General features: G+C 40.7%; 27 protein-coding genes. All 27 read right to left on the reverse strand.

All coding sequences use genetic code 11. The features are described from left to right. Positions 1-17: 17 nt before the first annotated feature. Positions 18-2,138 carry a glutamine synthetase III gene (locus G592_RS0113620; protein WP_028248304.1) on the reverse strand — a complete coding sequence of 707 codons (2,121 nt, stop codon included), beginning with the start codon at positions 2,136-2,138 and terminating at the stop codon, positions 18-20. Between the two features lie 114 nt (positions 2,139-2,252). Beyond that, the gene (fba, locus tag G592_RS0113625) at positions 2,253-3,116 is read right to left on the reverse strand and encodes a class II fructose-1,6-bisphosphate aldolase (protein ID WP_028248305.1); all 864 of its coding nucleotides are present in this window, start codon (positions 3,114-3,116) and stop codon (positions 2,253-2,255) included. 73 nt (positions 3,117-3,189) lie between these two features. Further along, positions 3,190-4,083: a diacylglycerol/lipid kinase family protein gene (locus G592_RS0113630; protein WP_028248306.1), complete on the reverse strand. Its 894-nt coding sequence runs from the start codon at positions 4,081-4,083 to the stop codon at positions 3,190-3,192. Positions 4,084-4,105: 22 nt separating this feature from the next. Beyond that, a complete protein-coding gene (locus G592_RS0113635; protein WP_015548321.1) occupies positions 4,106-4,354 on the reverse strand; it encodes an HPr family phosphocarrier protein in 249 nt (82 codons plus the stop codon). 41 nt (positions 4,355-4,395) lie between these two features. Next, entirely contained in the window at positions 4,396-5,238 is an 843-nt protein-coding gene (gene whiA, locus G592_RS0113640; protein ID WP_028248307.1) for a DNA-binding protein WhiA, read from the reverse strand. Beyond that, positions 5,239-6,111, reverse strand: coding sequence for an RNase adapter RapZ (gene rapZ, locus G592_RS0113645; protein ID WP_028248308.1), 873 nt, complete (start codon positions 6,109-6,111; stop codon positions 5,239-5,241). It abuts the gene before it with no gap. Beyond that, positions 6,108-7,043 carry a UDP-N-acetylmuramate dehydrogenase gene (murB, locus tag G592_RS0113650; protein WP_051194937.1) on the reverse strand — a complete coding sequence of 312 codons (936 nt, stop codon included), beginning with the start codon at positions 7,041-7,043 and terminating at the stop codon, positions 6,108-6,110. Before murB ends, rapZ begins: the two co-directional genes overlap by 4 nt. Then, on the reverse strand, positions 7,036-8,433 hold the full coding sequence (locus G592_RS0113655) for an aminopeptidase (RefSeq protein WP_028248310.1): 1,398 nt from the start codon (positions 8,431-8,433) through the stop codon (positions 7,036-7,038). The genes murB and G592_RS0113655 overlap by 8 nt, the downstream gene beginning before the upstream one ends. Before the next feature lie 86 nt (positions 8,434-8,519). Then, positions 8,520-9,458: an HPr(Ser) kinase/phosphatase gene (gene hprK, locus G592_RS0113660; RefSeq protein WP_028248311.1), complete on the reverse strand. Its 939-nt coding sequence runs from the start codon at positions 9,456-9,458 to the stop codon at positions 8,520-8,522. A 55-nt stretch (positions 9,459-9,513) separates the two neighbouring features. Then, positions 9,514-11,364, reverse strand: coding sequence for an excinuclease ABC subunit UvrC (uvrC, locus tag G592_RS0113665; RefSeq protein ID WP_028248312.1), 1,851 nt, complete (start codon positions 11,362-11,364; stop codon positions 9,514-9,516). Between the two features lie 3 nt (positions 11,365-11,367). Continuing rightward, positions 11,368-13,377 carry an ATP-dependent zinc metalloprotease FtsH gene (gene ftsH, locus G592_RS16630; RefSeq protein WP_051194938.1) on the reverse strand — a complete coding sequence of 670 codons (2,010 nt, stop codon included), beginning with the start codon at positions 13,375-13,377 and terminating at the stop codon, positions 11,368-11,370. A gap of 86 nt (positions 13,378-13,463) precedes the next feature. Further along, entirely contained in the window at positions 13,464-14,261 is a 798-nt protein-coding gene (locus tag G592_RS0113675; RefSeq protein ID WP_028248313.1) for an ABC transporter ATP-binding protein, read from the reverse strand. Continuing rightward, positions 14,254-15,183, reverse strand: a complete 930-nt coding sequence (locus G592_RS0113680; protein ID WP_028248314.1) for an ABC transporter permease — start codon at positions 15,181-15,183, stop codon at positions 14,254-14,256. The genes G592_RS0113675 and G592_RS0113680 overlap by 8 nt, the downstream gene beginning before the upstream one ends. 76 nt (positions 15,184-15,259) lie before the next feature. Further along, positions 15,260-16,288 (reverse strand): ABC transporter substrate-binding protein, encoded by a 1,029-nt coding sequence (locus tag G592_RS0113685; RefSeq protein WP_028248315.1) that lies wholly within the window; start codon positions 16,286-16,288, stop codon positions 15,260-15,262. A gap of 153 nt (positions 16,289-16,441) precedes the next feature. Further along, positions 16,442-17,806, reverse strand: coding sequence for an MATE family efflux transporter (locus G592_RS0113690; protein WP_028248316.1), 1,365 nt, complete (start codon positions 17,804-17,806; stop codon positions 16,442-16,444). A gap of 158 nt (positions 17,807-17,964) precedes the next feature. Further along, positions 17,965-18,489, reverse strand: coding sequence for a bL17 family ribosomal protein (locus tag G592_RS0113695; RefSeq protein ID WP_028248317.1), 525 nt, complete (start codon positions 18,487-18,489; stop codon positions 17,965-17,967). Positions 18,490-18,625: 136 nt separating this feature from the next. Then, a complete protein-coding gene (locus G592_RS0113700) occupies positions 18,626-19,585 on the reverse strand; it encodes a DNA-directed RNA polymerase subunit alpha (RefSeq protein ID WP_028248318.1) in 960 nt (319 codons plus the stop codon). A 156-nt stretch (positions 19,586-19,741) separates the two neighbouring features. Further along, positions 19,742-20,335 carry a 30S ribosomal protein S4 gene (gene rpsD / locus G592_RS0113705; RefSeq protein WP_028248319.1) on the reverse strand — a complete coding sequence of 198 codons (594 nt, stop codon included), beginning with the start codon at positions 20,333-20,335 and terminating at the stop codon, positions 19,742-19,744. 16 nt (positions 20,336-20,351) lie between these two features. Continuing rightward, positions 20,352-20,744, reverse strand: coding sequence for a 30S ribosomal protein S11 (rpsK, locus tag G592_RS0113710; protein WP_015548335.1), 393 nt, complete (start codon positions 20,742-20,744; stop codon positions 20,352-20,354). 35 nt (positions 20,745-20,779) lie between these two features. Beyond that, the gene (gene rpsM / locus G592_RS0113715; protein WP_028234412.1) at positions 20,780-21,148 is read right to left on the reverse strand and encodes a 30S ribosomal protein S13; all 369 of its coding nucleotides are present in this window, start codon (positions 21,146-21,148) and stop codon (positions 20,780-20,782) included. A 210-nt stretch (positions 21,149-21,358) separates the two neighbouring features. Continuing rightward, complete coding sequence (gene rpmJ / locus G592_RS0113720) at positions 21,359-21,472, reverse strand: 50S ribosomal protein L36 (protein ID WP_004604068.1); 114 nt, start codon at positions 21,470-21,472, stop codon at positions 21,359-21,361. A gap of 131 nt (positions 21,473-21,603) precedes the next feature. Next, the gene (gene infA, locus G592_RS0113725; protein ID WP_015548337.1) at positions 21,604-21,822 is read right to left on the reverse strand and encodes a translation initiation factor IF-1; all 219 of its coding nucleotides are present in this window, start codon (positions 21,820-21,822) and stop codon (positions 21,604-21,606) included. Continuing rightward, on the reverse strand, positions 21,815-22,081 hold the full coding sequence (locus G592_RS0113730; RefSeq protein WP_028248320.1) for a hypothetical protein: 267 nt from the start codon (positions 22,079-22,081) through the stop codon (positions 21,815-21,817). Before G592_RS0113730 ends, infA begins: the two co-directional genes overlap by 8 nt. Continuing rightward, positions 22,072-22,872: a type I methionyl aminopeptidase gene (gene map, locus G592_RS0113735; protein WP_028248321.1), complete on the reverse strand. Its 801-nt coding sequence runs from the start codon at positions 22,870-22,872 to the stop codon at positions 22,072-22,074. Before map ends, G592_RS0113730 begins: the two co-directional genes overlap by 10 nt. A 1-nt stretch (position 22,873) precedes the next feature. Then, a complete protein-coding gene (locus tag G592_RS0113740; RefSeq protein WP_028248322.1) occupies positions 22,874-23,518 on the reverse strand; it encodes an adenylate kinase in 645 nt (214 codons plus the stop codon). A 107-nt stretch (positions 23,519-23,625) separates the two neighbouring features. Then, entirely contained in the window at positions 23,626-24,939 is a 1,314-nt protein-coding gene (secY, locus tag G592_RS0113745; protein ID WP_028248323.1) for a preprotein translocase subunit SecY, read from the reverse strand. Position 24,940: 1 nt separating this feature from the next. Continuing rightward, positions 24,941-25,384, reverse strand: a complete 444-nt coding sequence (gene rplO / locus G592_RS0113750; RefSeq protein WP_015548342.1) for a 50S ribosomal protein L15 — start codon at positions 25,382-25,384, stop codon at positions 24,941-24,943. Between the last annotated feature and the right edge of the window lie 10 nt (positions 25,385-25,394).

The raw sequence follows: 25,394 nt of genomic DNA on the forward strand, positions 1-25,394 counted from the left end.
TCCTTTTATATTACATATTAAACTTCAAAGATCATGTCGCCGTAGCTTGGCATTGGCCATGAATCCTTGTCTACAATCATCTCAAGGGCGTCTACAGGCTTGCGGAGGTTCTCCATAGCCTTTACAACCTCATTGTGATAGTAGTTGGCCTTCTCGCAGCTAGATGCCTTCATAGTGTATGCCTTCTCATTAGTTTCCTTGAGGGCAATAAGAGCATCCTTTGCTTCACGAAGGTAATTAGATACCTTTACAAGAAGCTCTTTCTGTGTGCTTACATCAGCCTCAGGACATGCATCAGCGATAGTACCGATAGAAAGTCCAAGCTCTGTAGCGTAGCTGATTACAGCTGGAATAATCTGCTTAGAAGCCATATCAATCATTGTACGGGCCTCAATGTTAATTGACTTGATATACTGCTCGTATTCGATTTCTGCACGAGATTCAAGCTCTACCTTAGAGAATACGCCGAACTTCTCGAACATTGAAACTGTAGCATCTGTTGTAAGAGCTGGAATGGCTTCTACAAGAGAATTGATGCTTGGAAGACCTCTCTTCTCAGCCTCTGCAATCCATTCCTCACCGTATCCATTACCATTGAATACGATACGCTGATGCTCTGTAGCAAGCTTCTTAATCATATCATGAACAGCAGAATCGAAATCCTTTGCCTTCTCAAGAACGTCACAAGCCTCACAAAGTGCTTCTGCCATAATTGTATTTAATACAACGTTTGGCTCTCCAACTGAATCCTGAGAACCTGGCATTCTGAACTCGAACTTGTTTCCAGTAAATGCAAATGGTGATGTACGGTTTCTGTCTGTAGCATCTTTTCTAAAATCAGGAAGAGTCTTAACACCTGTAGCAAGCTTCTCACCCTTCTTTGACTTTGTAGCTGTACCTGTAGAAATAAGCTGAGTAAGAACATCCTCAAGCTGCTCTCCAAGATATACAGAAATGATAACTGGAGGTGCCTCATTTCCGCCGAGACGCTGGTCGTTACCAACATCTGATGCAGATTCACGAAGAAGGTCTGCGTGACGGTCTACAGCCTTTAATACGAGGCAAAGAACAAGTAAGAACTGGATATTCTCGTGTGGTGACTTTCCTGGCTCAAAAAGATTGATACCATCGTCTGTAACAAGTGACCAGTTGTTGTGCTTACCTGAACCGTTAACGCCGCTAAATGGCTTTTCATGAAGAAGACACTGAAGACCGTGACGGTTAGCCACCTTTCTAAGTGTCTCCATAATAATCTGGTTGTGATCTACAGCAACATTACATTGTGCATAGATAGGTGCAAGCTCGTGCTGAGCTGGTGCAACCTCGTTGTGCTGTGTCTTAGATGATACACCAAGCTTCCAAAGCTCAATGTTTACATCGCGCATATATGCCTCAATTCGCTCTGGAATAGAACCAAAGTAATGGTCGTCCATCTCCTGTCCTTTAGGAGGCATAGCGCCGAATAATGTACGTCCTGTGTACATTAAATCTTTACGTGCAAGATACATTTCACGATCTATAAGGAAATATTCCTGCTCTGCACCAACTGATGGTGTGACACGCTGTGATGTAGTGTTACCAAATAATCTAAGAAGACGAACTGCCTGCTCAGAAAGAATCTCCATTGAACGAAGAAGTGGAGTCTTCTGATCAAGTGCTTCGCCAGTGTATGAGCAGAAAGCTGTAGGAATACAAAGTGTAGCTCCAGCTGCGTCCTGTCTAACGAAGGCAGGAGAAGTTGGATCCCAGGCTGTATATCCTCTAGCCTCAAATGTGGCACGTAATCCACCTGAAGGGAATGATGATGCATCTGGCTCACCCTTAATTAATTCCTTACCAGAAAAGCTCATAAGAACCTTTCCTGATGGTAATGGAGCTGAAATGAAGGAATCATGTTTTTCTGCTGTGATACCAGTAAGTGGTTGGAACCAATGTGTGTAGTGAGTAGCACCCTTCTCGATTGCCCATTCTTTCATCTCATGAGCAATAACATCTGCTGTCTCTAAATCAAGTTCTTTCCCCTCTGAGATAGTCTGCTTAAGCTTCTGATATGTCTTCTTTGGAAGGCGTTCCTGCATAACTGTATCATTAAATACGTTCTCTCCAAAGATGTCAGCCACATTAAAATATCGTTCCATTATATATGTATCCTTTCACTGATAATATAGAAATAGACAATCAGGAAGAGGTCCAAAAGGCCTCGCCGATTGTCTATTTCAAAAGCTCATGTAGGAGCTGAAATTCTAGAAATATTAAGCCTTACCTACTGAACCGAAAAGTTCCATTTTCTCTTTAACTGTAGCCTTGATAGCCTCTGTACCAGGAGCAAGAAGCTTACGTGGGTCAAATCCCTTACCCTCAAGGTCCTTACCAGCCTCTACATACTTACGTGTAGCATCAGCGAATGAAAGCTGGCACTCTGTGTTAACGTTGATCTTAGAAACGCCAAGCTCGATTGCCTTCTTAATCATATCAGCTGGGATACCTGTACCACCGTGAAGAACGAGTGGCATAGCACCTGTCTTCTGCTGGATAGCATCAAGTGTCTCGAATGAAAGACCAGCCCAGTTCTCTGGGTACTTGCCGTGGATGTTACCAATACCAGCTGCAAGCATATCAACGCCAAGGTCAGCGATTGTCTTGCACTCTTCTGGATCAGCACACTCACCCATACCTACAACGCCGTCTTCCTCACCACCGATTGAACCAACTTCGCACTCGATAGAAAGGCCAAGACCATGAGCTACATTAACGAGCTCCTGAGACTTTGCAAGGTTCTCCTCGAATGGATAGTGTGAACCATCGAACATGATAGATGTGAAACCAGCCTTAATGCACTTGTAGCATCCTTCGTATGTACCGTGATCAAGGTGAAGAGCAACAGGAACTGTAATACCAAGCTCCTCATCCATAGCCTTAACCATAGCTGCAACTGTTTTGAAACCAGTCATGTACTTACCAGCTCCCTCAGAAACACCAAGAATTACAGGTGAGTTGAGCTCCTGTGCTGTAAGAAGAATGGCCTTTGTCCACTCAAGATTGTTAATGTTGAACTGACCAACTGCATAGTGGCCTGCTTTTGCCTTATCAAGCATTTCTTTTGCAGAAACTAACATAAAATTATTCCTCCATATTTTCGTTTTAGGCTTTTTACCCTATCTAAACGAAATTTTAGCATAAGCTAAATTTCTATTCAATAGCTATTTCCACAGCGTGGCTCTCATCCTTGATAACAACCACGTCATGCTTTCCTCCAAATTCTCCATCTAAAGTCCATGGAACAACATCTGTACTGAGGAATTTAACCTCCTCTGTCTGGAATGAATATACCATGTCGGAATCTGGAATAATACCAGTCATGAAGCCAAGAATCTCATTAAGCTCGATAGGATTACGTGGCATTTTAATAAGAGTAACCTCAAATACACCATCATTTAATCCAATATCGCCACGAATGATGCCCTGGAATCCTCCAACTGATTTAGAATTGGTAATCATTCCATAGATAAACTCGTCGTATACCACATTTCCATCGTATTCAACCTGCATTCTGAATGATGGAATGTCTCTGAGCTGCTTGGCTCCTTCTATAATATATGCTGCATGTCCTAGAATATTCTTCATGTCCTGTGGTGTAGCATAAGAAACTTCTGTAAATAAACCAAATGCAGCCACATAAACGAATGAATCTGAATTGAAACGACCTATGTCACATGGGAATAGGTTGTCAGAAACACTCATACGCGCTGCATTTAACATGTTCTTATCTATACCGAGAGAGTTTCCGAAGTCATTAGTAGAGCCTGCCGGAATATATCCGATAGGCTTTCTCTGAGATGGTTCCAATTTCATCATGCCGGTAACCACTTCATCAAGTGTACCGTCACCACCTGAACACACGATTCTGTCGAAATTCTCTGCCTGTGCAATTGTCTGATCTGTAGCATCACCACCAGCCTGAGTAATATGAACACTCACCTGATAGCCTGCCTTGATCATAATATCTAAGATGTCAGCCAGATGTTCTTTTATCTGCCCCTTGCCTGAGCGAGGGTTTACTATAAATAATAATCTTTTTGACATATATCCCTCTAATTTAATTTACTTATTTTGTAAGGAAATCAGAAAGCTCAGCTACTGCTTTTTCTTCATCATCACCTGCTGCATCAATAACAACGCGTGAACCTGAAGACAATACCAAACTCATCATTCCCATAATGCTCTTTGCGTTAACCTTTTTCTCATCCATTTCAAAATAAATGGAACTAGAAAATCTATTTGCCAACTGAACTAAATGGGCTATAGGTGTAGCTTCCATTGAATTTGACATCTGAATAGTAACTTCTTTTTGCATGACGTCCTCCTGAATTTCTAATAAAACCTAATGCCGGCTGATTATAATTCCTTTGCTATTGCAGCCAGCTTTTTAAACCGATGGTTAACTCCTGATTTTCCGATAGGTGGCTCCAGCAACTGCCCTAAGTCAGCCAGTGGCGTGTCTGGATAAGCCAATCTCAAATTGGCGATCTCCTGCAGCTGCTCCGGAAGATTTTCCAATCCTATCTTTTCATTGATAAGATTGATTTCTTCAATTTGACGAACTGCCGCACTAACCGTCTTTCCTATATTAGCTGTTTCGCAGTTTACCTTTCGGTTTATTGTGCCCCTGACTTCCTTAACCACACGGATGTTTTCCAAATCCATAACAGAATGAGCTGCTTCCATAACACGAAGTATCTCAACTATCTGCGCACCATCTTTGATGTAAAGCACATGTTTACCTGTGCGCTCTACAATCTTGGCCTCAACATCAAATGCCTTCATCGCCTTCTGAAGCAACTTGGCCTGCTGAGGAATGTTACACACTATTTCATAATGATAACCTTTGTTTGGATCTGATATAGAACCCGCTGCCAGAAATGCTCCTCTAATGAATGCTCTCTTACAACATGGCTGCTGAATGATAATTTCATCAACCAACTGTCCATCCTTAGAAAGCTTCAACATTTTTTGCGTGTCAAAAAAAACATCGTCGGAAATCACGATGGCATCTTTCCCTATATTACATGCATTATTTAATAAAGTAAAGACTTTTCTATTTAAATGGTCCTCAGATTTTTCTCTGAAGCTGTCGAGCCCTTGTAACATAAGGACTCCGGCAAGCTCAGCAACCACACAATGTCGGCTCTTCGGAACAACCAAAATAAGCTCTTCTTTTACACTCTTCGAAAATGACAATTATTTCCCTCTCAAAGCATCTTTTCCAATATCACGATGCTCAATTTTAAGTCCGTAAGACTCATCTCCATTTAATGCTTCAAATATCTCATCTGCAAGACATACTGAACGATGCTTTCCGCCTGTACATCCCACAGCAATAACCAACTGATTCTTTCCTTCATTAATGTAGTTTGGAATCAAAAACTTAATAAGGTCAGTAGTCTTTTCCAGGAAGATTTGAGCCTCATCATATTTTAATACAAAATCTTTGATAGGCTGATCGTTTCCCGTAAATGGGCGAAGCTCAGTATCATAATAAGGATTAGGAAGAAATCTTACATCAAAGACGAGATCCGCATCCTCTGGAATACCATACTTGAAACCGAATGAGATAATTGTAACGAAAAGACTCTTGTAATCCACGTCATCGACAAAAATCTTTTCAAGCTCCAGCTTCAACTCTCTTGTAAGCAGGTGAGTGGTGTCAATAACATAGTCAGCCTCTTCTCTAAGGAAACCGATGGATTTTCTCTCTTCTTTGATACCTGCTGCAATTCTCTCTCGACCTGATAATGGATGATTTCTTCTAGTCTCCTTATATCTTTTTATAAGGACATCATCCTCAGCATCGAGAAATAGTATATTAAATGGCTTCTGATCGTTGTCTAATTCCTGCAGGATGTCAGGCAAAAGCTTCATGGCATTGCCATTACGTACATCAATTCCTACTACAATTTTTTTATCAAAGGAACCATTGTCAGCCAATTCCACTACGCTCTTAAGTAATTGTACAGGCAAATTATCCACACAATAATAGCCCATATCCTCAAGCATTTTAAATGCTGTATTTTTACCTGACCCGGACATTCCGGTAAGAATTAGTAGCTTCAATTGACGTTCCTCCCGATAATTCTAACCTCTGGAGTAAGGTGTACTCCAAACTTTTCATATACTTTCTCGTCCACATCCTTCATGAGCTTTAATACATCTGAAGCTGTGGCATCTGATTTATTAATGACGAAGCCACAATGTTTCTCTGAAACCTGTGCGCCTCCTACAGTATAGCCTCTAAGGCCCGTATCATCAATAAGTTTCCCTGCAAAATATCCCTCAGGGCGCTTAAATGTAGAACCTGCACTTGGGAAATTAAGTGGCTGCTTGTCGATGCGTTTCTGTCTGATATCATCGATTGTAGCTTTAATTTCCTCAACATTGCCTGCTGCAAGCTGGATTTTTGCACTGAGGACAAATCCTGTATTTTCCATAAGAGCAGAATGTCTGTAGGATAAATCAAGTTTATCAACAGAAACCTCTTCAACCGCTCCATCAGCCTTTAAAATCTGAACAGATGTGATAACATCCTTCATCTCTCCGCCGTAGGCACCAGCATTCATATAAACTGCACCACCGATGGTTCCAGGGATTCCTGAAGCAAACTCAAGACCTGTAAGGCCTGCATCTGCTGCTCTGTTGGCTACAGATGAAAGCATTGCACCTGCATCTGCTGTAACGGTTTGGTTAGCCTCATCAATGATTATTTCTGACATAGCCTTTCCGATAGCTACAACCACCCCTTCTATTCCATCATCTGAAACCAGAAGATTGCTTCCATTTCCGATTACCATAAATGGTACATCTGCTTCTTTCAGGAAAGCAATAAGAGGAACCACCTGAGAAACAGATGGCTCCACATAAATGTCTGCAGGGCCGCCAATCCTGAAGGTGGTGTGCTTCTTCATTGGCTCATCAAGAATGAAGTCCACCTCAGGAAAACGCTTCTGCAGCTCATTATAAAAATCTTTTTTAGAAAAACTGTTATGCATACTTAATAAATGCCTCGTATCCTAATAAAGCTTCGTATAAATCAACCTTTGAGATAATCTCACATGGTGCATGCATTGAAAGTACTGCAACACCTGAATCGATTACCTGCATGTTGTAGTTACCCATGATGTAAGCGATTGTTCCGCCGCCACCCTGGTCTACCTTACCAAGCTCTGCTGTCTGCCAGCAAACCTTATCCTTATCCATGATTGCTCTAACCTCTCCAACATACTCTGCCGAAGCATCGTTTGAACCGCTCTTTCCTCTGGCGCCTGTGTACTTGTTGAATACAAGACCGCGTCCAAGGTAAGCTGCATTGTTCTTCTCAAATGCTGAAGCATAGTTTGGATCAAATGCTGCAGATACATCAGATGAAAGTACCTTGCAGTTTGTAAGAGCTCTTCTAAGCTTAAGCTCTGAGTAGTCTCCCATAAGGTTAAATACCTCTGCAAGTGTGTTCTCAAAGAACTTAGACTGCATACCTGTTGCACCTACTGAACCAATCTCTTCCTTATCAACAAGAAGTGCGCAGGCTGTCTTCTTAAGCTTCTTTGTAGTATTAAGAAGTGCCATGAATGATGGGTAAGCACATACTCTGTCGTCATGACCATAGCCTAAAATCATTGAACGGTCAAAACCGAAATCTCTTGCCTCACCAGCTGGAACAACTTCGATTTCTGCTGAAATGAAATCTTCCTCTTCAATATCGTACTTTTCCTTGAGAAGCTTAAGTACATTCTTCTTAACAGATTCCTTTTCCTTCTCACCCTTCTTGTCGAAGCCTGGGATGCTGCCGATGATTACGTTAAGATCTTCACCCTCAACTACCTTGGCACCCTTCTTGTCCATCTGGTCTGCTGCAAGGTGAATAAGAAGATCTGATATACCAAATACAGGATCTGTAGGGTCCTCACCTACATTTACCTTTACAACCTCACCATTCTTCTTAACAAGAACACCGTGAAGAGCAAGTGGAATAGTAACCCACTGGTATTTCTTGATACCACCATAGTAGTGTGTATCTAAGATCGCCATATCTGAATCTTCGTATAATGGATTCTGCTTTAAGTCCATACGAGGGCTATCAATATGTGCTCCAAGGATATTAAGACCGTTCTCAAGAGACTCTGAGCCGATGTTGAATACTGCCATCATCTTGCCCTTGTTTACAGCGTAAACCTTGTCTCCAGCCTTAAGCTTTGTATTCTTTGCAATGGCATCCTCAAGATTAATATATCCAGCTGCCTCTGCCTTTTCTACAAAGAAATCAATACATTCTCTCTCTGTCTTGCACTGTGAAAGGAACTTTCTGTAGTCCTCACCAAATGCCATAACCTTCTTTAAATCTTTTTCTGAAGTATACTTACTCCATGCGTTAATGCGTTCCATTTTTTTTAATAACTCCTACTTCTAAATAAATATTACTTATATATACTCAATCACCCTAATTTAATATTTAGGCAATTGTAATTATCTTACTGCTGCTCTCCTGCAATATTGTTCTGAACTCTGCGGTAAAGCTCTTCTGCTGCGTTGTAACCCATCTTTTTCTGACGATGGTTAACAGCTGCTGCCTCACAGATAATTGCAAGATTTCGACCTGGTCTGATTGGAAGTGAATGACATGTAACATCAATACCAAGAATGTTCATGTACTCATCTGTCATACCAAGACGGTCATATTCCTTTTCCTTGCTCCAATCTTCAAGCTTAATAACAAGGTCGATTCTCTGCTCATCCTTAACAGCCTCAACACCGTAAAGAGATTTAACATCGATGATACCGATGCCTCTAAGCTCGATTAAGTACTGAGTGATAGATGGAGCGCGACCATATAATCTCTCGTTGTTAGGGCGACGAATCTCAACCACATCATCAGATACAAGTCTGTGACCACGTCTGATAAGCTCAAGCGCTGCCTCTGACTTACCAATACCAGACTCGCCTGTTATAAGAAGACCTTCGCCATATACATCAACCAATACACCATGAATAGTAGTGTATGGAGCAAAGTCCTTATTTAATGAGAAGATAAGTGCCGACATAAATTCTGATGTAGCACGGTCTGTTCCAAGGATTGGAACATTTGCCTTAACAGCTGCCTTTAAAAGAACATCTGCCGGCTTTTCTCCTCTACAGAAAATGATACAAGGAATATCATATGAGAAAAGCTTGGCAAAGCTCTCTGCCTTTTCCTCATCAGTCTTCTTTGCTATATATGCAGCCTCAACATTACCAATAACCTGAATACGGCTTGGCTCAAAATGCTCATAGAATCCATGAAGCTGAAGAGCTGGTCTGTTGACATCGGAACAAGTAACCTTTACCTCCCCCAAGTTCAATTCAGGTGTGTAATTTGTAAGATTAAATCTTTCCTGGACAGTAGCCACTGTAACAAATTTGTTTGCTGCCATAAAATTCCCTCCATTATAAAAGATATCGCTTTATATATGATATATCATTTTTTAATTAATTCATAGGGTGAAAGTAATTGAAAACGTTGGTTGCAGCCTCCTGATTCATTCCATCTGTAGCTACCAGTTCTTCAATTGTAGCCTCCGCCATTTTCTCTGCTGACACAAATCTCTTCATGAGAGCTTTTCTTCGTTTTGGTCCAATTCCAGGAATGTCATCTAAGAAACTGTGAACCTGCCCCTTGCTACGAAGACTTCGGTGATATTCAATGGCAAATCTATGGGCCTCATCCTGTAATCTTGTGATAAGCTTAAAGCCCTCAGAGTGGGTGTCGATAGGAAGTTCCTGGTCTCTGAAATAAAGACCTCTGGTCCTATGGTGATCATCCTTTACCATTCCGGCTATAGGAATGTGGAGCCCTAGTTCGGCAAGCACCTGCTCTGCAATATGCACCTGTCCTTTACCACCATCCATCATGATTATATCAGGGAATTTTGTAAAACTGTCCTCTATGACTCCACCGTTTTCTTCCAACTCCTCTAATCCGTGCGAAAAACGGCGTTTAAGAACTTCATACATGGATGCGTAATCATTCGGACCCTCAACAGTTTTTATTTTGAATTTGCGGTAATCTGAGCGTTTTGGCTTACCTTTTTCAAAGACTACCATGGAACCTACTGACTGGAATCCAGAAATATTGGAAATATCGAAGGCTTCCATTCGGCTGGCATTTTCCAAACCAAGAAGTGAAGATATCTCCTTCATGGCTCCAATGGTACGGCCCTCTTCTTTCTTAATCTTTTCTCTATCCTGATCAAGCACCATCTGGGCATTCTTGGCTGCCAGCTCCACCAGCTTTTCCTTTGCTCCTCGCTTAGGAGTTCTAAGGTACACTCGCGCGCCCTTTTTATTTGTAAGCCATGTCTCTATCAGCTCAGCTTCCTCTAAATCATACTGAACAAAAATTTCCCTTGGCACAAATGGAGTGCCAGTATAATAATCTTCCAGGAAATACTGTAATAATTCCTCGTCAGTATCGTCCACCCGAACATTTATAAAGAAATGCTCGCGGCCAATCATCTTGCCACCGCGGATAAAGAATACCTGCACAACAGCATCCTCGGTAGCTTTTGCCATGGCAATAATGTCTCTGTCTTCACCATCAAGCTGTGTAGCCTTCTGTCTGCCGGCGCAGGCTTTTACTGATTCGATTAAATCACGATAAAGTGCAGCCTTTTCAAAATCCATCTCCTCTGAAGCGGCAAACATTTTTGCTTCCAAATCTTTAAGTGTATCGAAGTAATCTCCATTTAAAAACTCGATTACCTTATCAACATTTTTCCGATATTCATCCTTATCAACATTTCCCTGACATGGACCAAGACACTGCCCAATATGGTAATTCAGGCATGGTCTGTTCTTGCCAAAGTTCTCTGGCAACTTCTGATTGCAGGTACGAATCTTATATAATTTCTGTACTAAATCAATTGTGTCGTGAACTGCTCCCGCTGAAGTGAAAGGGCCAAAGAATTTGCTTCCATTCTTTTTAAGTCTACGGGAAAAAAGAACCCTCGGATAAGCTTCAGTGAGGGTAACTTCGATGTAAGGATAGGTCTTATCGTCTCGAAGCATTGTGTTGTACTTTGGACGATATTCCTTTATTAGATTGCACTCTAAAATGAGGGCTTCCATTTCGGAATCAGTAACAATGAATTCAAAATAATCGATATTCTGAACCATTTGCTTTTTCTTTAGGCCCTCATCGTGACTAGGCTGAAAGTATTGACGGACTCTGTTACGAAGCGACAAAGCTTTGCCCACGTAAATAATCTCATCATTTTTTCCGTGCATTAGATAAACTCCCGGTTGGTCCGGGAGTTTACTTAAGTCTTGTTCTGTTACCATAAATTACTCATCAAAAATACTATCTGTAACTACGTTGTTAGGATCATCTTCAAAGAGGCTCTTAAACTGTGATGCAGGATTTTTCTCCTTATCTGCATCTGGGTCTGGGATGCCCTTGCTCTCTCTGAAAATCTTCATGAACTCTTTACCAGTAATGGTCTCGTTTTCGAAAAGATACTCAGAAATCTTATCAAGACTTTCCATATTCTCTGAGAGAAGTTCCTTAGCCTTAGCATAGGCCTCAGTAATCATCTTGAGAACTTCGTCATCAATCTGGGCAGCTGTATTCTCGCCGCAGATAAGAGATGCCCTTCCATCAAGGTACTGGCTCTCAACAGTGGCAAGTCCCATCATTCCAAATTTCTCTGACATACCAAAGCGAGTAACCATAGCTCTGGCAATCTTTGTAGCCTGCTCAATATCATTTGCAGCACCTGATGTAAATGAACCAAATTTGATATCCTCGGCTGCTCTACCACCCATGTATGTAACAATCTTTGCAATGAGCTCATCCTTAGTCTCAAGGAACTTCTCCTCCTCTGGAGTCTGAAGTGTGTAACCAAGTGCGCCCATAGTACGTGGTACGATTGTAATCTTCTGAACTGGCTCAGCATCCTTTTGAAGTGCTGAAACAAGTGCGTGACCAACTTCGTGATAAGAAACGATTCGGCGCTCCTTCTCACTCATTGCTCTATCCTTCTTCTCCTTACCGCCTACGGCAACAAGTTCGAAGGCTTCAAATAAGTCTTTCTGGTTAACGAACTTTCTCTTGTCCTTTACTGCAAGGATAGCAGCCTCGTTGATAATGTTGGCCAAATCAGAACCAACAAGACCAACAGATGCAAGAGCAAGTGCATCCAAATCAACTGACTCATCCATCTTAACATCCTTGGCATGAACCTTAAGGATTTCAAGACGTCCCTTCTGATCTGGACGGTCTACAATAATACGTCTGTCGAAACGTCCTGGACGAAGCAAAGCTTTATCAAGAACTTCTGGACGGTTAGTTGCTGCAAGAATAAGAAGACCCTTGTTTGAATCAAATCCATCCATCTCTGAAAGGAGCTGATTAAGTGTCTGCTCACGCTCGTCATTGCCACCGCCATAGTGAGCGTCACGGCTCTTACCGATGGCATCAATCTCGTCGATGAATACGATACAAGGTGCTACCTTCTGTGCCTCCTTGAAAAGATCACGTACACGTGATGCACCTACACCAACGAACATTTCTACGAAATCAGAACCTGCAAGTGAGAAGAATGGAACTCCAGCTTCTCCGGCGACTGCCTTTGCAAGAAGTGTCTTACCTGTTCCAGGAGGGCCTACTAAAAGTGCACCCTTTGGAAGCTTGGCACCGATTTCTGTGTATTTCTTAGGATTGTGGAGGAAATCAACCATTTCCTGAACTGATTCCTTCGCCTCATCCTGGCCAGCCACATCCTTGAATGTGATGCCTGTAGCCTTTTCCATGTTGTAGAGCTTGGCATTTGATTTGCCAACGCCCATTGGGCCTGCGCCCATCTTCTTCATAAGGTAGCCAAGGATTACCCAAAGCAATACCAATGGAAGAACAAAGGATAAGATGTTGTAAATGATAGCTGCTGTAGAATCAGCAATTGTACCTTCGATTTCAACATCATGCTTTTTTAATGTAGGAATAAGATCCTCATCATCAACATAGGCTGTGTAAAGAGTGGCCTTTGCTTTCTGACCTGTTGCCTCGTAAAGCTGCTGAAGCTTGGCTGCCTCTTCCTCTGAAACGCCATATGTCTCGCCTTCTTTGAGTTCAATGTTAATAACGTCATCCTTGAAAGTGACGCTATCTACCTTGTCGTCCTCAACTAATGTCAGGAACTCAGTATATGTGATTTCCTGATTACTGCTGGAACTTGAGCCCTTATACATCATACTTGTAAAGAAAAGTGCAATAAGCACAAGGATTCCTAATGTATAAAAAGGCTGACGATTATTCTTTTTATCCCCACCATTCTGGTTGTTATTATTTTCGTTCACATCTGCCTCCGTGTATTTAGTTTTTTCTCATTCTAATTTAACACAATTAATAGCAAATGTAATGATTTTAATAAAAGTTTAATACTTTATTTAGAAAGGATTTCAGTATCGTTTGTGAACTCTGTACCTGAAACTTCCTCAAATTTATGGAGAAGATCTTCGATTGTAAGATTCTTCTTTTCCTCTCCACTGATGTTAAGGATTACACGACCCTCATTCATCATGATAAGGCGGTTTCCGTAATTGATAGCGTCACGCATATTGTGTGTAACCATCATGGCTGTAAGATTGTGTTCCTTGATAAGCATATCTGTAATCTCAAGAACCTTTGATGCTGTCTTTGGATCAAGAGCAGCTGTATGCTCATCTAAAAGTAATACCTTTGGCTTCTGGAGTGTAGCCATAAGAAGTGTAAGAGCCTGTCTCTGACCACCTGAAAGAAGTCCTACTTTTGCAGTAAGTCTGTCCTCAAGGCCAAGATCAAGTTCCTTAAGCATCTCATGATATCGGGCACGCTCTGCACGTGTAACACCCCATCCAAGGCCTCTGCCCTTTCCACGGCGTGCTGCAAGTGCCATATTTTCATCAATCTGCATATTTGCAGCTGTTCCTGTCATTGGATCCTGGAATACTCTTCCAAGATACTTTGCACGCTTGTGCTCAGGAAGCCCTGTTACATCAATTCCATCGATTGTAATGCTTCCACCATCTACAGGCCAAACGCCTGCAACAGCGTTAAGGAATGTGGATTTTCCTGCACCGTTTCCACCGATTACTGTGCAGAACTCTCCCTCCTCAAGATTAAGTGTGGCACCAGCCAATGCTATTTTTTCGTTTATAGTGCCAGGATTGAAGGTCTTTTGTAAATTAAAAGCATTAAGCATTTCCCTTTCCTCCTCTTCTGGCAGCCTTTCTAAATGAGCTGTTTGCCTTATTTTTCAAGTATGGTACTGCAAGGAATACTGCAACGATAATTGCTGTGAAAAGCTTCATGTCGTTTGCAGGCATCTTGAGCCAAAGTACGATTGCGATAAATAAATAGTAAAGAATTCCACCGATGATGACAAAAGCCAATGAAAGGGCAAAATTTGATTTCTTTCTGAATAATGCTGTGCACAAAACATCGCCTATGATGATAGACGCCAAACCGATAACGATTGCACCACGTCCCATATTTACATCTGCATTTCCGTTGAACTGAGCAAATAAGGCACCAGCAAATGCAACTAATGCATTAGAGATAATAAGGCCGAGTGCCTTCATTACATTTACATTGATACCCTGAGCCTTTGCCATTGCAGGATTTGTTCCTGTGGCACGGAGAGCAGAACCCATCTCTGTACCGAAGAACCAGTACATAAGAGCTATAATAAATGCTGCCATAACAATAACTGTAAGAAGTGCATCTGTCTTATATCTAAGTGATACTGCCAAATTATATTTATCTACAGAAATAGGAGTGTTAGGCTGATTGTTAGCTATTCTAAGATTGATAGAATACAATGCGAGCTGTGTTAAAATTCCTGCCAGAATATCTGGTATTCCCAGTACTGTATGAAGCACACCTGTGATAAGACCAGCTGCTGCTCCTGCAATAAACGCAAGTACAAGGGCAAGTACCCATGAACGGCCTGAAAGGATAACCATTGCTGCTACAGCGCCGCCTGTTGCGAAAGATCCGTCTACTGACAAATCTGCGAAATTTAATAATTTAAATGTAATAAATATACCGAGAGCCATAATTCCATAGATAATACCCTGAGCTACGGTGCCCGGCATTCCTGCTATTAATGTTTCAATTCCCATTTTAAACTCCAAAGAGCAAGGTCAAAATATCTGACCTTGCCCGTATTAATTATTTTTTAGTTAATAATACTTTTCCTTATTCCATTTCAATTTCTACGTAGTCTTCTGGAATCTTGATGCCAAGTGTATCTGCGATAGACTTGTTGTATTCCTTTGTGAACTCTGTAGCGTACTCGATGTCGTATGTTGCTGGGTCTTTTCCGTTTACTAAAATCTCGTAAGCCATGAGACCAGCGTTGTAACCGATGTCATAGTATGAGATTGAAAGAGTAGCGATACCACATCCCTTGCAGATTCCTTCCTCGCCTGCAACGATAGGAATACCCGCTGTTAATGCTACGTTGTTGATTGTCTCTGCTGCGTTAGCTGCTACATTATCTGTAGGAACATATAAAACGTCGCTAGAGCCACATGCAGACTGTACAACTGTTGCAACATCTGCAGAATCAGCAAATGTGTAATCTGTTACGTTGTAACCATACTTCTCTAAGTACTTTGTGATTTCCTTTGCCTGGTATAATGAGTTCTTCTCACCTGAGCAATAGATAAGTCCAACTTCCTTTGCATCTGGGAAAAGTGTGTTTAACATCTCTGCCTGACCATCAAGTGGTGCAAGATCAGATGTACCAGTAACGTTTACGCCTGTAGCGCCGCTCCAATCCTCAATATCAAGTGCAGATGCATAATCTGTAATTGATGTAGCAACGATTGGAATAGAATTTGTAGCTGTAGCTGCAGCCTGTAATGCAGGTGTAGCGTTTGCCATGATTAAGTCTACGTTATCAGATACAAATGTATTGGCAATTGTAGCGCATGTAGCATTATCGCCTGAAGCGTTCTCAATTGTAACTGTTACATTATCACCTAACTTTTCAACTAAAGCATCCTGGAATCCCTTAGTAGCAGCGTCCAAAGCTGGATGCTGAACAAGCTGAATAACTCCCACATTATAAGTCTTTGAAGAGTCTGTAGAATCAGCTGCTGCTTCTGTAGCAGCTTCTGCTGGTGCGCTCTCAGCTTCTTTCTGAGCAGCGGAATCAGTTCCACAGGCCACCAATGAAAGTGTTATTGTCATTGCTGCGATCAGACTAACAATTTTCTTCATAATTTTCTCCTCCTTAATATTCAATGTGTACACTTTAGCACTTTTAATGGCTAAAGTCAATTAGTCAAAATAAGGTTTTGGAGGGAAATTATTTCTGTATTTAATTGATTTTTCTGTTTGATTTAATTTCTAGGGATTGCATTATTGGGATTATTAGAAATGGTGAAACCCATCTTCGCCAAATTTCTTATCCAGCTTTTTGCAGCAATAATAGAATCCTGGAATAAGGAAGAAAACAGCAAACAGCCATGCAATTGGGCTAGCCCAGATTGCACCTGCATAACCTATCATTGGCACAAATGTAAAAGCCACGAGAATTCTTGCTATCATCTCCATTACACCTGAATATATTGCGAAGGTAGAGAATCCCATACCCTGAATTGCAAATCTGAATATATTCACTGCCGCAAGCAATGTATATGTAATTGCATTTGCAAGCAGGAACATCATTGCCTGCTCTATAACTATATCAGTAGCTGTAAACAATCTAAGTATATATCTTCCTGAGAAGAACAGTATTATAAATATAATAACTGCGTATATTGTTCCCAAAAGCTGTGCTGTCCAAACGCCCTTCTTAACTCGTGGGATATTCTTTGCTCCCACGTTCTGGCCTGCGTATGTGGCCATTGTGCCGCCTAAGGCATCAAATGGGCATACTACAAACATGGATACTTTTACACCCGCTGTCATGGATGCTACGGCAATTGTACCTAGTCCATTAACCGCAGTCTGGAGAATTACTGAACCTATGGCTGTAATAGAGTACTGTAATCCAAAAGGAATACCCATGGCAATCAACACCTGAGTATGGTGTTTACCGAGAACCATATCTGTTTTCTCCATTTTTAAAATTGGGAATTTCTTTCTCATGTAAATAAGACAGCTTAAACCTGCGATAAGCTGTGATATTACTGTAGCAAGGGCTGGTCCTTCTACATTCATTTTAAGGCCGACAATGAATACTATATCAAGTACGATATTTATTCCTGCCGCCATTATAAGGAAGTATGTAGGTGTCTTGCTATCGCCTAAGGAACGCATAATACCTGCTGTTAAGTTATAAAGGAAAGTAACTGGAATTCCAAAGAAAATAATTGATATATAAGCATAAGCTAAATCGATAATGTCATCTGGTGTTTGCATTATCGATAAAATATTATAACAAAAAATAGATATAACTGTAGTAAGCACTACAGAAAAAATAACAGATAAGATAATAGAATTACCTACGAATTTTCTCATTGAGTCATAAGATTCTGCTCCAAAACGCTGTGCCACTGGAATTGCAAATCCCGAACATACGCCTATACAGAATCCGTTAATAAGGAAATTTATTGAACCAGTAGAACCTACAGCTGCAAGAGCGCTATCTCCAAGAGTCTGCCCTACAATGATAGTATCCACCAAACTATACATCTGTTGAAATAACAAGCCTGCTAACATAGGAATTGAAAAACCAAGTATAAGAGTAAGTGGATTTCCTTCGGTTAACTTCTTTGTTGAATCTGCAGCCATGAAATACTCCTTTGTATTTTAGTATAAATTTTGCTCCATTAAATTGTCGTTGTCTTCATAATACAATATATGACTTTTATATGATATGAATTTTTTTCAAAAAATGTGCAAAAAAATCCCAGAACAATTTCTGTTCTGGGATTTATGAAAGTCTTAAATTATACTAACTCAAGAACAACTTCCATAGCTGCATCGCCCTTACGTGGTCCGATCTTAACGATACGTGTGTAACCACCCTTACGATCAACGTACTTTGGAGCGATCTCATCGAATACGAAGTTAGCCATGTCAACCTTGTGAGTCTCAGACTTCTTTGTACCCTTAGCTGTTGGTGTGTAAAGAACCTGCATCATCTGACGACGAGCGTGAAGTCTTGAAGCTGAATCCTTCTTGATCTTCTTGTCTACTGTATCGTATACAGTAACCTTCTTGCCATCAACAACTTCCTTTACTCTCTTACCATCTTTATCCTTGCGAGCTACCTTAGCCTGAACTGTAACCTCTTCGAAGTTATCCTTTTCCTTGATACCAAGTGTAATGATGTGCTCTGCAATCTTCTTTACTTCCTTAGCCTTAGCTTCAGTTGTAACGATCTTTCCGTGATAAAGAAGCTCAGTTACCTGATTTCTTAAAAGTGCTTTTCTCTGTGAAGATGTTCTGCTTAACTTTCTGTACTTTGCCATTTCTTTTCTCCTTATTACTGGCGTCACAGGTGCTCATCGGTCTTACCCCGTAACTTGATTAATGGAAAGGCATGCGCGAAAATGCTCATCGGTCTTATATTTCACGTATTATTTCCTGTAACTTTATGTAGGCGATTTAGTCCTCAATTAATCTAAGTGAAAGACCAAGCTCGCTAAGCTTCTGCTCTACTTCTTCCATAGACTTGCGACCAAGGTTACGTACCTTCATCATATCATCAGGTGACTTGTCGCAAAGCTCTGCTACTGTGTTGATACCAGCTCTCTTTAAGCAGTTGTATGAACGAACTGAAAGCTCAAGCTCATCAATGCTCATCTCAAGAGTCTTACCTGTTGTATCATCAGGCTTGTCAGCGATAACGCTGAGATCCTGAGCAGCCTCTGAAAGATTAACGAATAAGTTGAGGTGCTCACTGAGTACCTTTGCAGCCATTGAAACGGCCTCATCAGGACCCATAGTACCATTTGTATATACATCAAGTGTAAGCTTGTCATAATCTGTAACCTGGCCTACACGAGTGTCTTCTACTGTCATATTTACACGCTCTACTGGTGTGTAAATTGAGTCAACTGCAATCTTGCCGATTGGAGTATCTGGAGTCTTGTTCTTATCTGCTGAAACATAACCACGATTCTTTGTGATTGTAAGCTCCATGTAAAGCTTGCAATCATTACCACCGTTAAGGTGTGCAATTACAAGATCAGGGTTAATAATCTCGATATCAGAGTCAACCTGGATATCAGCAGCTGTTACTACTCCTTCTCCCTCGAACTCGATATATGCTGTCTTTGGCTCATCTGAACTACTATTATTTCTAATAGCAAGCTCCTTGATATTCATAACGATTTCTGTAACGTCTTCCTTAACGCCTGGGATGGCACTAAACTCATGAAGAACGCCTTCAATCTTAATCTGGCTAACTGCAGCTCCTGGCAGAGATGAAAGCATAATTCTACGAAGAGAATTGCCAAGTGTTATACCATAACCTCTCTCAAGAGGCTCTACAACGAATCTGCCGTATTTTTTGTCCTCAGAAATCTCAGCGATTTCAATATTTGGGTTTTCAAAATTTAACACTACATTGCCTCCTTAATATAGTTTGCTAGACTCTAAAAAACAGAATATTTTAAAAATATTCTGAATCTGCTTATGCCGTATAGAAAAATTTTAACAAATCGCACTTATACAAGCAAGCTTGTATAAGTGCTTTTTGTAATAATTTACTAAAATTTATTATTTTGAATATAACTCGACGATAAGCATCTCGTCTACAGGAACATCGATCTGTTCTCTGTTAGGAAGCTCCTTAACTGTACCCTTAAGGTTCTCAGCGTCAACGTCAACCCACTCAGGAACTGTTCTACCAGCTGTTACCTCAGTGATATCCTTGAATCTCTGAATGCTCTTTGACTTCTCGCGAACTTCGATAACATCTCCAGCCTTTACAAGGTATGAAGGGATGTTAACTGGCTTTCCGTTTACAAGGAACATCTTGTGATCTACTACCTGACGAGCTTCCTTTCTTGTACGTGCGAATCCCATACGGAATACGACGTTATCAAGACGGCTCTCAAGCATAGTCATGAGGTTCTCACCTGTCATGCCCTTCTGACGGTCTGCCTTCTCATAATAATTACGGAAAGGCTTCTCAAGTACGCCATAGATGAACTTAGCCTTCTGCTTCTCCTGAAGCTGAAGAGCGTACTCAGACTTCTTACCTCTTCCTCTATTCTTCTGTCTACGTGACTTTTTATCATATCCTAAAAATGTAGGATCTAAATCAAGAGATCTACATCTTTTAAGAACTGGTGTCTTATTAACTGCCATTAGATTTTCCTCCTAATTAGACTCTTCTACGCTTTGGTGGACGACATCCGTTATGTGGAACTGGAGTAACATCCTTGATTGTAAGAACCTGAACGCCGTTTGCATCGATTGCTCTGATTGCAGCTTCACGTCCTGAACCTGGTCCCTTAACGAATACATCTACACTCTTTAAACCGTGAACTAATGCAGCCTTAACTGCTGTCTCTGCTGCCATCTGTGCAGCATATGGAGTAGATTTTCTTGAACCTCTAAATCCTAGACCACCAGCACTTGCCCATGAAAGAGCATTACCCTGAGCATCTGTAATAGTAACGATAGTGTTATTGAAAGATGCCTGAACATGTACCTGTCCGTGTTCAACGTTTTTCTTTACACGCTTTTTTGTTGTCTTCTTTGCAACTTTAGCCATAATTAAACTAACCTACTTTCTTTCTATTAAAATAATTACTTCTTCTTATTTGCTACTGTACGCTTTGGACCCTTACGAGTACGAGCGTTTGTCTTAGTCTTCTGTCCACGAACAGGAAGACCCTTTCTATGACGGATTCCTCTATAGCATCCGATTTCCTGAAGTCTCTTGATATCAAGGGCAACTTCTCTTCTAAGATCACCTTCTACAGTTAATGTCTCATCGATAACTGTGCTGATCTTCTTAACTTCTTCATCAGTTAAATCCTTAACACGTGTGTTAGGATCTACGCCAGCTGCCTCAAGAACCTTGTTTGAGCTTACTCTACCAATTCCGTAAATGTAAGTTAAACCAATTTCAATTCTCTTGTCTCTTGGTAAATCTACACCTGCAATACGAGCCATGTGTGTTTACACCTCCATAAATATTTCTACAATTAATAAGCGATATAAAATAATGCAGCTCCGAATAGTCGGCCTGAAATGTGTGCATATCCTATATCTTGTCCAAAGTGGCCCCGGTATGATGGGCCGTTTTATTATGAACAGCCTAAATTAGATACTCTTTAGGCTGCAGCCGCACATAATAAATGCATTACATAAACTAATCAGAAATTAACCCTGACGCTGCTTATGCTTTGGGTTTTCACAAATGATGCGAATGCTACCCTTTCTTTTGATGACCTTGCACTTCTCGCACATAGGCTTTACAGAAGATCTTACTTTCACGATTTTCCTCCTTTCCATGCCCTTTTTTCAAAGGTTGTGGTCAACTTTTATTTGAACATTCTAAAAACGTCCGCTTAATAGTATAGCGACCGTTTGTCAGTATGTCAATAACTTTTTTCAATAACTATTTGTTACTTATCTCTCCAAATAATTCTTCCCTTAGAAAGATCATATGGACTCATTTCGATTGTAACTTTATCACCTGGTAAGATACGAATGTAATTCTGTCTTAACTTACCACTAATGTGAGCAAGAATCTGGTGACCATTCTCAAGCTCTACTTTAAACATAGCGTTTGGAAGTTTTTCAACAACAACTCCCTCTACTTCAATAACATCTGCCTTAGACATCCTGGTTCCTCCTATTATAAACCTTAAGAATTCTTTTAATAGTTATATCATCCAGCGCTTCTTTATCCTGGATTTCATCCAACACTTCTGATGGAATATTTTTTATAAGTTGTAAATGAATCTTTTTCTTTTTCTTAGGCTTGGCAACTGGCTTTGTTGTACCATTTGCTATCATATAGAAATCATTGTTTTCTTCTATAATAACGTATACCTGATTTCTATCATGACCTGCCTTTGATATTGCAAGCATTAAATCCATTTATTTCCCTCCGGATTTGAAAGCTCTGTTGGAGTAAGTGTAAGAATCTCTGGAGCTCCATCTGTTATAACAATTGTATTTTCGTAATGAGCTGATAAAGACTCATCCATTGTAACAACTGTCCACTCATCATCCATCCAAGCTACATCAGGACCACCTGCATTAATCATTGGCTCAACTGCAAGAGTCATGCCTTTTACAAGCTTAGGTCCTTTTCTAAATTTACGACGGAAGTTTGGAATCTCTGGAGCTTCATGTAATGAACGGCCGATACCGTGACCAACCAAATCTCTGACAACTCCATAACCAAAGCTTTCAGCATAATCGCCAATCGCTCCTGAAATATCATAAAGATGATTTCCAGCTGTTGCAAATTTCATTCCCTGAAAGAAAGACTGTCGTGTTCTTTCTATAAGAAGTCTTGCCTCTTCACTAATCTCTCCAACGCCAACTGTACGAGCTGCGTCTGAATGATAGCCTTTGTACAAAACTCCTGTGTCCAAACTAACAATATCACCATTTACTAAAATGTGATCTGCTGTTGGTATGCCATGAACCACTTCATCATTAACAGAAACACAAACGCTTCCTGGATAGCCATATAAGCCTTTGAAGTTTGGCTCGCAGCCATAACTTCTAATGACTTCCTCACCCAGTCTGTCCACATCTAAAGTAGACATACCTTCATGAATCTCTTTTGCAAGAGTCTCATGTACCTGAGCAAGAATCTTTCCAGCTTCTCTCATTAATTGAATTTCTTCTTCAGTTTTAATAGTTATAACTTCCGACATCTTAAGCTCCTAATATAGCTGTGATATCCTCAAAAACTTTTTCCATTGGCTGTGTACCATCAACAGACTTAAGAATACCCTTACCATTATAGTAATCAATAAGTGGCTGTGTCTGATCATGATATACATCAAGTCTCTTCTTAACTGTCTCTGGCTTGTCATCTTCTCTTAAAACAAGCTCGTTGCCACATGTATCGCAAATTCCTTCCTTCTTAGGTGGAATAGAAACGATGTGATATGTAGCACCGCAGTTAAGGCAAGCTCTACGTCCTGACATTCTGTTGATGATATTCTCATCTGGAACATCTACATCGATTGCATAATCCATAGCCTGGCCAATCTTTGTAAGAGCTGCATCAAGTGCCTCTGCCTGTGGAATTGTTCTTGGGAATCCATCTAATACAAATCCATTTTTTGCATCATCCTGTGCAATACGGTCCATAACAAGATCACATGTAAGTTCATCTGGAACAAGCAAACCCTGATCCATGTATTCCTTTGCCTTCTTGCCAAGTTCAGTACCGTTTTTAATGTTAGCACGGAATATATCACCTGTCGAAATGTGAGGAATAGAATACTTAGCGGCAATCTGCTTTGCCTGTGTTCCTTTGCCTGCACCAGGTGCACCTAACATAATAATCTTCATTTTTATAAAAACCTCCTGCATGGTAGATTGTCGATAAAATTTTTTCTCTAAAAACACCTTAAGAGATACGTGAAATTCACGTATCTCCCTCGGTATCTTAATGACGCTTAGTCATTTAAAAATCCTTTGTAATTACGAACCATCATCTGTGATTCAACCTGCTTAAGTGTCTCAACGATAACACCAACAATAATGATGATTGATGTTCCACCGAATGAAACGCTTGCGCCAAGTAAACCATTAAAGATGAGTGGAAGTATAGCTACGATTGAAAGACCAATTGCACCAATGAAAATGATGTGCTTCAGAATGCTTGTTAAGTAATCTGAAGTTGGCTTTCCTGGTCTAATACCAGGGATAAATCCGCCTGAACGCTTAAGATTCTCAGCAATCTCAAGTGGATTGAATGTAATCTCTGTGTAGAAATAAGCAAATCCAATGATGAGAAGTACGTATACAACTGCACCAATTGTATTTACCCAATTTCCTGGGTTAAACCAGTTAGACTGATTCATAGCATTTAAAACTTTACCCCAGAATCCCTGAACGCCATCCTTATCGAATAGCTGAACAAGCATTATTGGAGTCTGTAACAGGGACTGTGCGAAGATAACTGGGATAACACCTGCTGTATTAACCTTCATAGGAATTACAGATGAGTTACCGCCAACCTGTCTTCTACCCTGAATTTTATTGGAATACTGTACTGGGATACGTCTTTCAGCGCTCTGTAAGATAACAACAAATACAACAAGAGCAACGATAATTGCTGCAATAATAACTCCAGCAAGAACTGCCTTTGGTACTGTTTTACCTTTCATGAACTGCTCATAAAGCTTTGTTAAATCAGATGGGATTCGGCTGATAATGTTAATAGTAAGAACTATTGAAATACCATTTCCGATTCCTCTTTCTGTAATTCTCTCACCAATCCACATAAGGACTGCAGAACCTGCTGTAAGAGAAGCTACAACTAAAATAACATATAAAGGATTATAAGCTACAAGGTATCCGCTTCTTCCAAAACCAATTGCCATAGCAATAGATTCCCCCAGTGCTAAGCCGATTGTAAGATAACGTGTAATCTGAGTCATCTTCTTTCGACCAGCTTCACCATCTCGCTGCATCTCTTCTAATTTAGGAAATGCAATTGTAAGCAACTGCATAATAATTGAAGAGGTAATGTATGGTGTAATGTTCAGTGCAAATACTGACATTGCTGAAAAAGAACCACCAGTGATTGAATCGAAGAAATTCAACGCACTGTCACTATCCGCGAAGAGACTGCTAAAGGCACTGCCATTGATGCCAGGCACTGGAAGCAAGCTTCCAAGTCTGACAACAATAAGCATTAAAAATGTAAAACCAATTCGTCTTCTTAAATCTTTAATTTTAAAAGCATCGCGTAGTGTTTGAAGCATATTAGATCACCTCTACAGTTCCGCCTAAAGCTTCAATCTTTTCCTTTGCGCTAGCGCTGAATGCATTAGCCTGAACGTTGAGCTTCTTTGTAAGCTCGCCGCCGCCAAGAATCTTAACGCCATCACGAGGGTTCTTAATGATACCGCTCTCGATGAGTGTATCAACAGTTACAGTAGCACCATTATCAAATCTTTCTAAATAAGAAACATTGATACCAACGATTTCCTTTGTGTTTCTATTCTTGAAACCACGCTTAGGAAGACGTCTGTATAAAGGCATCTGTCCACCTTCGAATCCAAGTCTAATGCTTCCGCCAGAACGAGCCTTCTGTCCCTTATGACCCTTACCAGCAGTCTTGCCATTTCCTGAACCGTGTCCACGGCCTCTTCTGAAATTATCGCTATGCTTTGAGCCTTCTGCTGGCTGTAAGTTAGATAAATCCATTATGGCACCT

Source organism: Pseudobutyrivibrio ruminis CF1b (assembly GCF_000424005.1).
GTDB classification, from domain to species: Bacteria; Bacillota; Clostridia; order Lachnospirales; family Lachnospiraceae; genus Pseudobutyrivibrio; species Pseudobutyrivibrio ruminis_C.